Origin of the sequence: Vibrio sp. V19_P1S1T109, from assembly GCF_002241375.1 — a bacterium.
Classification (GTDB): Bacteria; Pseudomonadota; Gammaproteobacteria; order Enterobacterales; family Vibrionaceae; genus Vibrio; species Vibrio anguillarum.
The window spans coordinates 1-8,444 of record NZ_NDIM01000306.1 but is presented as its reverse complement, the minus strand read 5'-3'; the positions used below and the strand labels follow the sequence as shown (position 1 = coordinate 8,444).

Sequence of the window (8,444 nt, the reverse complement as noted above, 5' to 3'; positions counted from 1 at the left end):
AGGCTTAACCATACAACACCGAAGGGGTTTTGTGGACTCAATGGAAGAACATTGAATGTGTGAGTGAGAACGAAACAGCTTTCCGAATTAAGAAATTTGCTTGGCGACCATAGCGTTGTGGACCCACCTGACTCCATGCCGAACTCAGAAGTGAAACACAACAGCGCCGATGGTAGTGTGGGGTCTCCCCATGTGAGAGTAGGACATCGCCAGGCTTTGAATTTATAAGAGCCCGTTTGTAAGAGCGGGCTTTTTAGTCACTTGTGACACAAGATACAGTGTGCTGATATGGCTCAGTCGGTAGAGCGCATCCTTGGTAAGGATGAGGCCCCCAGTTCGATTCTGGGTATCAGCACCAGTTTTATAGCTCTGTAAGCTAAAAGAATTTGCTTGGCGACCATAGCGTTGTGGACCCACCTGAACCCATGCCGAACTCAGAAGTGAAACACAACAGCGCCGATGGTAGTGTGGGGTCTCCCCATGTGAGAGTAGGACATCGCCAGGTCTGAATTACGAAACCTCAGCAGAAATGCTGAGGTTTTTTTCTATCTATTCGTATCATTCAATGTCCAATCATAGTGATAGCTGATACTCTTTTTCTCGCTTTTTAGTGCCTTGTTGTACTGCACTAAGTGCTCAAATAATTGCTGTTTCGTTCCAAAATCTTCAGCAAACCAGTCATAAATAGAAGACAGAACCCATTTATCATTGGTGACCTTTACTCCTTTTTCGCTATTGATAAACTCAGTGGCTGATTTCTCCAGTAATAATTCAGTATTTTCTGCTGTGAAAGCCTGCTTTTGTAAGTTTGGGCAGCCAAGGCTTGCGCAGTTGACCGCATAATGGGTTCGAGGATCTTTCCAAATGGGTCTTAAAATTCGATGTTCAATATCATTGAGAGTCAGCTCTTTTTGATTGATGGTAATGATCTTTTGTTCCCAAGGGCCAAATGAGAAAAATCCTCCCAGTTTAGTGATGGATGGTATTGGATAATGATCGACGATTAAGTTAACTGTTAAGGCATTATATAAGTTGACCCAGTAAGCATATTGTTCCAGCTTTGCATACTCTCTTGGATCAAGGGCTGATAATTGTGAAATATAGAGCTCTAATTGCTCTTTATTTTTTGAGTTGACCCTTTGATAATCGAAGAGGTTGTTGTGATTTTCTTGGATTAGATAAGTATCAAGTGTTGTCTGCCAAATTTGATGTGAAATGGCTTGTGTATTTTCTTCATTACTAGAGTTCCAATAATCCCATAGTTGTGATTTAGGAGCAGAAAATACATTCGTTGACCCGAGTGTCAAACATAGCGTTAATAGATATTTCATCGTTTACCTCTCATCTCATAGGTTATATGACCTAGGTAGGGATTGATAAATTTCAGATAAAATAAAAGGTTGGTGCATCTACACCAACCTCTGGAAATTAAATCGATACTCGCTATTTCAAAAAGCTAGGAATTTTTGTTTCATAATCAGCGATTTTATCTTCGTGCTGTAGCGTCAAACCGATATTGTCTAATCCATTAAGTAAGCAATGGCGACGAAATTCATCAATTTCAAATGAGTATGTTTTTCCATTGGCTTTAACTTCCATTCGTTCAAGATCTACAGTTAGTTGAGCCCCTTCATTTCCTTCAACAAATTGGAATATTTCATCAACTTCTTGCTCTGTAAGACGGACTGGAACCATTTGGTTATTGATTGAGTTACCATAAAAAATATCCGCAAAACTGGGTGCAATCATGGCTTTGATGCCGTAATCCGCTAAAGCCCAAGGGGCATGTTCTCGTGAAGAACCACACCCAAAGTTTTCACGAGCAAGTAGAATGCTCGCTCCTTCATAGCGAGGTTTATTCATGACAAAATTTGGATTAGGTTGTTGACCTGCATCATCTAGAAAACGCCAATCATGAAAAAGGTGTTTGCCAAAACCAGTGCGATTTACTTTCTGTAAAAATTGCTTAGGGATAATGGCATCTGTATCGACGTTCGCTGCATCAAGAGGAACGACCAAACCTGTGTGCTGTTTAAAACCTGACATTGGTGATCCCCTGTTTAGTTGAGTGTTGAAGAATGAATATTACGGATATCGACAAAGTGTCCAGCGATGGCGGCGGCGGCGGCCATTGCAGGACTGACTAAATGTGTGCGGCCATCTCGACCTTGGCGGCCTTCAAAATTGCGGTTGGATGTTGATGCACAGCGTTCACCTGCACCGAGCCTGTCATTGTTCATAGCCAAGCACATTGAACAGCCCGGCAAGCGCCATTCAAAACCCGCTTCAATAAATATTTTATCCAAGCCTTCCGCTTCCGCTTGCGCCTTAACTTGCTCTGAACCTGGAACAATCAATGCTTGAACATGTGGTGCGACTTTTTTACCTTTCGCGACTTGAGCTGCTGCTCGCATATCTTCAATGCGAGAGTTTGTGCAAGAACCGACAAAGACTTTATCCACTTTATAGTCTGACAAGGATTTACCTGCTTCCAGTCCCATATACGCCAGTGCTTTTTCTGCTGATGCTTTTTCGACAGGATCACTAAAGCTATCAGGAGATGGAATAGTTTCGTCGACAGCAATTACTTGCCCTGGGTTTGTGCCCCACGTTACTTGTGGTTTGATGTCCGCGGCATTTAGGGTAACGACTGCATCGAATTTGGCATTATCATCGGTTTTTAGCGTTGCCCAGTACTCAATGGCGGCTTCTAAATCGCTTCCTTGAGGAGAAAATTTGCGACCTTTAATGTAGTCGAAAGTAGTCTGATCAGGGGCGATAAGACCGGCTTTTGCTCCAAGCTCAATCGCCATATTGCACACCGTCATACGACCTTCCATTGAAAGGTCGGTAATCGCTTCACCACAAAATTCAACGACATAGCCTGTACCACCGGCCGCCGTTGTTTTACCTATAATGGCTAGCACGATATCTTTAGCAGTGATGCCTAGAGCGACTTTGCCTATCACCTCGATTTTCATCGTTTTAGCGCGAGCTTGTTTCAATGTTTGGGTTGCAAGTACGTGCTCGACTTCTGACGTACCGATGCCAAACGCTAACGAGCCAAATGCGCCATGTGTTGCTGTGTGTGAGTCACCGCAGACAATGGTCATGCCGGGAAGAGTAATACCTAATTCTGGCCCCATGACATGAACGATGCCTTGGTATTTATGATTTAAGTCGTAGAGTGTTACGCCAAACTCAGCACAGTTCTTTGACAGTGTTTCCATTTGGATTCGAGCCATCTCACCCGAGGCATTAATGTCTTTTGTGGTGGTTGAAACGTTGTGGTCCATGGTAGCGAATGTTTTACTCGTCTGACGAACTTTACGTCCCTTTTCGCGTAAACCATCAAATGCTTGCGGTGATGTCACTTCATGAACGAGATGACGATCGATATAAAGGATGGGGGTTTCCCCTTCAGCTGATACCGCAATGTGGGCATCATAAATTTTTTCGTATAAGGTTTTTGCTTGCGACATTGCTTCTTCCTTGAGCTCTTTGAGCTTTATAAAGGACTAGGCGAGCCTAGTCCTACTAATTATGAGTTTAAAATATAGCTGGCAATTTTATCGCCCATTTCAGAGGTTGAAAGTGCCGCTTTACCACTGGCAAGATCTGCGGTGAGTTCGCCTGCGGTAAGCGCTTTTGATACGGCATTTTCGATATCTTGAGCGGCACTTTCTTCGCCTAAGCTATAACGTAGCATTAAAGCGGCGGAAAGAATTTGTGCTACTGGGTTAGCAATGTTCTTTCCTGCGATATCAGGTGCCGAACCACCCGCAGGCTCATAGAGACCGAAATTGCTTTCATTAAGGCTAGCGGAAGGTAGCATGCCCATTGAGCCTGTGATCATGGCGCATTCATCGGAAATGATGTCACCAAAAATATTAGAGCACAGCATGACATCAAATTGAGAGGGATCTTTAATGAGCTGCATAGTGGCATTATCGATATAAATGTGTGAAAGCTCGACGTCTGGATAATCTTTTGCGATCTCTTCCACGACCTCACGCCATAAGATAGAACTTTGTAGTACGTTCGCTTTATCGACTGAGCATACTTTTTTACGACGTAATCGTGCGGATTCAAACGCTATTTTTGCAATGCGTTCGATTTCGTAGCGGTGGTAAACTTCGGTATCAAATGCTTTTTCATTTGCCCCTTCTCCTTCGCGTCCTTTGGGTTGACCAAAATAAATACCACCAGTCAATTCCCGAACAACCACAATATCGAAGCCGCGATCGGAGATATCGGATCGTAAAGGAGAAAAGCTTTCTAAGCCGGAATGAATTTGAGCAGGACGCAAGTTACAAAACAGTTGAAAATGTTTGCGAAGCGGTAGGAGTGCACCGCGTTCTGGTTGGTCGTTGGGTGGTAAGTGCTCCCATTTAGGGCCTCCTACGGAACCAAACAATACGGCGTCTGCCTCTTCACATCCTTTAATGGTGCTTTCAGGTAGCGGGCAACCGTGGTTATCAATCGCAATCCCGCCGACATCATGTTCTTCTCTGGCAAACCGGATAGCATGTTTTTTTTCAATCGCATCCAATACCTTGTGTGCTTGTAGCATTACTTCTGGGCCGATACCATCACCTGCAAGAACGGCAACTTTGTATGTTTTGTCTGTCATGTTAGTCCTTTACTATTTTTATATTTGCTTGCCCCAGTGAGCTCTAAAGATTGAAAGCTCTAATCTAGGTACGTTAAACGGTTGCCACTTTCTTTTGTTTAATTTCTGCAATTTGATCGGCACGATGAATGCTATTGATCACGTGCAACAAGGCTTGTCCTGATGCTTCGACAATATCCGTAGAGACGCCTGTACCGTGATATTTTCGCCCTTTGTAGTTGGCAATAATATCGGCTTGCCCGAGTCCATCTTCACCTTCGCCCTTGGCGGTAAGGTCAAATTTATCCAATACGATCTCATAGCCAGTTAGACGGTAAATACATTGGTAAAGCGCATCGACAGGGCCATTACCAACGGCAGCTTCACATTTTTCTTCATCACCACAAAGCAATTTAATACTGGTGGTCGCCATAACACTGCCTGATTGAACACTCAAATAGTTCAATTTGTAGAAATCGTCTTCATCACGCAGATTTGAAAAGTGCATCAACGCTTCTAAGTCATAGTCAAACACTTGGCCTTTACGATCTGCCAATTTTAAGAAATCTTCATACAAGGCATTGAGGTTGTATTCGTTTTCATTGTAACCCATGCTATCCATATGGCTTTTTACTGCGGCGCGGCCACTGCGGCTCGTTAAGTTCAGCGCTTGGTTTTTTAGGCCAATTGACTCTGGAGTCATGATTTCGTAAGTGTTTTTGTTTTTCAACATGCCATCTTGATGAATGCCTGACGAGTGGCTAAATGCGTTGGCACCGACAATCGCTTTGTTACTTTGAATCGGCATATTGCACAGTTGGCTAACCAACTTACTGGTGCGGTGGATCTCATCATGCTTTAAACCAGTATGTACGCCGAGGAATTCTTGACGAGTTTTGATGATCATCGCGATCTCTTCCAGTGAACAGTTACCAGCGCGCTCACCAATACCGTTGATGGTGCCTTCTATTTGCCTTGCGCCAGCCTGTACAGCGGCAATCGAGTTTGCGACTGACATTCCCAAGTCATCGTGGCAATGAACGGAAATAATGGCTTTATCTATGTTAGGGACTCGCTCAAACAGCATCTGAATAATGCCACCAAATTCGCTAGGAACAGTATAACCGACCGTGTCTGGAATATTGATGGTCTTAGCTCCGGCATTAATTGCGGCTTCGACCATTCTACAGAGATTATCAATGGGCGTTCGGCCCGCATCTTCACAGGAAAATTCGACGTCATCGGTGTAGTTACGGGCGTGTTTCACCGCACTGACTGCCATCTCGAGCACATCATCATAACTGCGGCGCAATTTATCTTGCACATGAATGGTTGAGGTTGAAATAAACGTATGGATACGAAAAGCATCGGCGACTTTCAGAGCTTCGGCCGCTGCATCAATATCTTTTGCTACCGCGCGAGAAAGCGCGCAGACGCGGCTGTTTTTAATGTGTTTGGCAATCGTTTTGACCGATTCAAAATCACCTGGGGAGGAAACTGGAAAACCTGCTTCAATAACATCAACACCAAGGCGCTCTAATGCGTAAGCAATCTGCAGTTTTTCTTTAACGGTTAAGCTTGCTGACAAAGCTTGTTCGCCATCACGTAATGTGGTGTCGAATATAATGACTTGATTATTCATGTTTGCTCCCTTGCACCGATGGTTAATCGTTTACTTCCTAAATATAGTTATAAAAAAACCCGCATCTCAGTGCGGGCTCTTGTCATCTTGTGTGGTGTTTTTCTTCCACAACCTACCCGCGCGAATGGTTCACGATAAGGAGCAGGCCCAGCAGGATAGAAAAACGGATAGTCATTCGTAACATTCCACAAGATTAAGTTAACAAATTAGTACCGTACTCGACTTAACTCGTCAACCATTAAGTTGTTTTTTTATTCATATCGGATCAGTTTTAGTCAAAAGCGGTAAAAATGAGCAGAATTGGCAGAGAGGATCACTTTTTGTAGCACGGAATGTTTTCACGCAAGAACGTTTGTCATCGGTTAAATTCATTCATTCTCCAACAAACAGTCACGTATTTGTCATTTTAAACTTCTACGTTTAGAGCGTAAGAGGTTTATGGAATGACAGGAGTCGCTCATGCGTGCCATCGGACAAATTGTTAAGTTTGACGTAGCGTTTTCGCTATTTTGTTTACAGCATCGTTTTAATCAGCCTGTAGCGCAGATCAGCAAAGCTATTTCCCATACTGGGGATGGGCATTTGTACGCGTTGATTGGTGCTTTAGCTTGGTATTTAGACCCGCTTAATGGCCACCTATTCTTAATGGCTGGACTGGCCGCTTTCGCGATTGAACTCCCTATTTATTGGGGATTGAAAAATAGCTTTCAGCGTCGTCGCCCTGAAGAGTTTTCTCCTTCATTCATTGCCTTTATTACCCCTTCGGATCGCTATAGTTTGCCCTCTGGTCATACGGCTGCAGGGTTTGTTATGGCGACATTAATTGGCCACTTCTATCCTCATAGCGATGCTTTTGTCTTGGTTTGGGCTGGCTTAATTGGCGTATCTCGCATCCTACTTGGGGTTCACTTCTTGACGGATATCGTGATTGGCGCGCTGCTTGGTGTAAGCAGCGCAAGATTTGCTTTGTGGTTGGTGGAGAGAGGCTTTTGAAAATTCTGTATGGTGTCCAAGGCACCGGAAATGGCCATATTGCTCGTTCACGAGTGATGAGTGAAGCGTTGAAAGAAGCCAAAATTGATGTGCAATTTCTCTTTTCTGGACGTGAAAAAGAGAAATACTTTTCGATGGAAAGTTTCGGTGATTACCAAACTCGGCGCGGTTTTACTTTTGAAACTGAACAGGGACACGTAAATTACGTTAAAACGGCGCTGAATAATAATTTGCTGACTTTCGTGAGTGAGACAAAAAACCTCGATTTGTCTCCGTATGATTTGGTCATTAATGACTTTGAACCAGTATCGGCATGGGCGGCTAAACAGCAAGGTATTCCGTGTATTGGGATAAGTCATCAAAATGCATTTCGTTATAATGTGCCTTTGAAAGGGGCAAGTTGGCTGGATAAACAGATTATTCAACAGTTTGCGCCTGCCAACTACCACGTCGGTTTACATTGGTATCATTTTGATCAACCGATCCTTCCTCCGATTATCTATCGTTCAGAGCAGCATACGTCTAACGAGCATTTCATTTTGGTCTATCTTCCATTTGAGCATGTTGATGATATTCTTGAGTTGCTTTTTCGTTTTTCAAATCAAGCATTTATTTGTTATCACCCTTCCTTAATGGAAGCGCAATCCGTTGAAAATGTTGAGCTGCGTCCCTTATGTCATACCCATTTTCAATATCACTTGCATTGCTGCGATGGCGTGATTGCTAATGGTGGCTTTGAATTACCATCAGAAGCACTTTCATTGGGTAAAAAGCTGCTACTTAAGCCACTATCGGGTCAATTTGAGCAGCAAAGTAACGTTGCCACTCTTGAGAATCTCGGGCTTGCTGCATCTATGGAGTTTTTGGACCCGTCGGAGTTACGCCGTTGGTTGGATGAAAAACAGGTCGAGCGCGTTGTCTATCCTAATGTAGCGAAAGCCTTGGTTGAATGGGTACAAAATGGCAAATGGGATAATCATAAAGAGCTGAGCCAGTCTTTATGGCGACAGGTTGATTTCCCTAGTTATGTGTCATTTAGCTAATATTGACGAAATGCTTTGAATTTTGACGTAATTAATTTATTTGGTGAATGTATCAAGGTGAAGGCTTGTTATTCATCACTTGATTCAATGTTTTGAATAAAATGCATAAATTTTTCTGTTTTATGGTTTTTTATAAAAATACATCGTACTGATA

Annotated in this window: 7 protein-coding genes, 1 tRNA gene and 2 rRNA genes; 5 read left to right on the top strand and 5 right to left on the bottom strand. The window is 43.3% G+C overall.

Annotation, left to right across the window (positions count from 1 at the left end):
• Positions 1-99: 99 nt before the first annotated feature.
• The 3 genes from rrf (B9J87_RS14815) (at position 100) to rrf (B9J87_RS14805) (ending at position 505) form a co-directional block, all read left to right on the top strand.
• A 5S ribosomal RNA gene (gene rrf, locus B9J87_RS14815) occupies positions 100-215 on the top strand.
• 67 nt (positions 216-282) lie between these two features.
• Positions 283-358, top strand: a tRNA-Thr gene (locus tag B9J87_RS14810).
• Positions 359-389: 31 nt separating this feature from the next.
• A 5S ribosomal RNA gene (gene rrf / locus B9J87_RS14805) occupies positions 390-505 on the top strand.
• A 40-nt stretch (positions 506-545) separates the two neighbouring features.
• Here rrf (B9J87_RS14805) and B9J87_RS14800 read toward each other — a convergent pair.
• The 5 genes from B9J87_RS14800 to leuA form a co-directional block, all read right to left on the bottom strand.
• Positions 546-1,331 carry a DUF547 domain-containing protein gene (locus B9J87_RS14800; protein WP_094151520.1) on the bottom strand — a complete coding sequence of 262 codons (786 nt, stop codon included), beginning with the start codon at positions 1,329-1,331 and terminating at the stop codon, positions 546-548.
• A 112-nt stretch (positions 1,332-1,443) separates the two neighbouring features.
• Positions 1,444-2,046: a 3-isopropylmalate dehydratase small subunit gene (leuD, locus tag B9J87_RS14795; RefSeq protein ID WP_017042706.1), complete on the bottom strand. Its 603-nt coding sequence runs from the start codon at positions 2,044-2,046 to the stop codon at positions 1,444-1,446.
• Positions 2,047-2,060: 14 nt separating this feature from the next.
• Positions 2,061-3,482 (bottom strand): 3-isopropylmalate dehydratase large subunit, encoded by a 1,422-nt coding sequence (leuC, locus tag B9J87_RS14790; RefSeq protein WP_094151518.1) that lies wholly within the window; start codon positions 3,480-3,482, stop codon positions 2,061-2,063.
• Positions 3,483-3,541: 59 nt separating this feature from the next.
• Positions 3,542-4,633 carry a 3-isopropylmalate dehydrogenase gene (gene leuB, locus B9J87_RS14785; RefSeq protein ID WP_094151516.1) on the bottom strand — a complete coding sequence of 364 codons (1,092 nt, stop codon included), beginning with the start codon at positions 4,631-4,633 and terminating at the stop codon, positions 3,542-3,544.
• Between the two features lie 73 nt (positions 4,634-4,706).
• Positions 4,707-6,254, bottom strand: a complete 1,548-nt coding sequence (gene leuA, locus B9J87_RS14780; RefSeq protein WP_013856011.1) for a 2-isopropylmalate synthase — start codon at positions 6,252-6,254, stop codon at positions 4,707-4,709.
• Positions 6,255-6,713: 459 nt separating this feature from the next.
• Here leuA and B9J87_RS14775 point away from each other — a divergent pair, with 459 nt between their 5' ends.
• Entirely contained in the window at positions 6,714-7,247 is a 534-nt protein-coding gene (locus B9J87_RS14775) for a phosphatase PAP2 family protein (protein ID WP_017048684.1), read from the top strand.
• Complete coding sequence (locus tag B9J87_RS14770; protein WP_170889510.1) at positions 7,244-8,290, top strand: MJ1255/VC2487 family glycosyltransferase; 1,047 nt, start codon at positions 7,244-7,246, stop codon at positions 8,288-8,290. Before B9J87_RS14775 ends, B9J87_RS14770 begins: the two co-directional genes overlap by 4 nt.
• The last annotated feature ends 154 nt before the right edge of the window (positions 8,291-8,444 follow it).

Excerpts from the sequence above, each read along its gene's own strand:
- B9J87_RS14800 (WP_094151520.1), bottom strand. The coding sequence starts at position 1,331 with ATGAAATATCTATTAACGCTATGTTTGACACTCGGGTCAACGAATGTA.
- leuD (WP_017042706.1), bottom strand. The coding sequence starts at position 2,046 with ATGTCAGGTTTTAAACAGCACACAGGTTTGGTCGTTCCTCTTGATGCA.
- leuC (WP_094151518.1), bottom strand. The coding sequence starts at position 3,482 with ATGTCGCAAGCAAAAACCTTATACGAAAAAATTTATGATGCCCACATT.
- leuB (WP_094151516.1), bottom strand. The coding sequence starts at position 4,633 with ATGACAGACAAAACATACAAAGTTGCCGTTCTTGCAGGTGATGGTATC.
- leuA (WP_013856011.1), bottom strand. The coding sequence starts at position 6,254 with ATGAATAATCAAGTCATTATATTCGACACCACATTACGTGATGGCGAA.
- B9J87_RS14775 (WP_017048684.1), top strand. The coding sequence starts at position 6,714 with ATGCGTGCCATCGGACAAATTGTTAAGTTTGACGTAGCGTTTTCGCTA.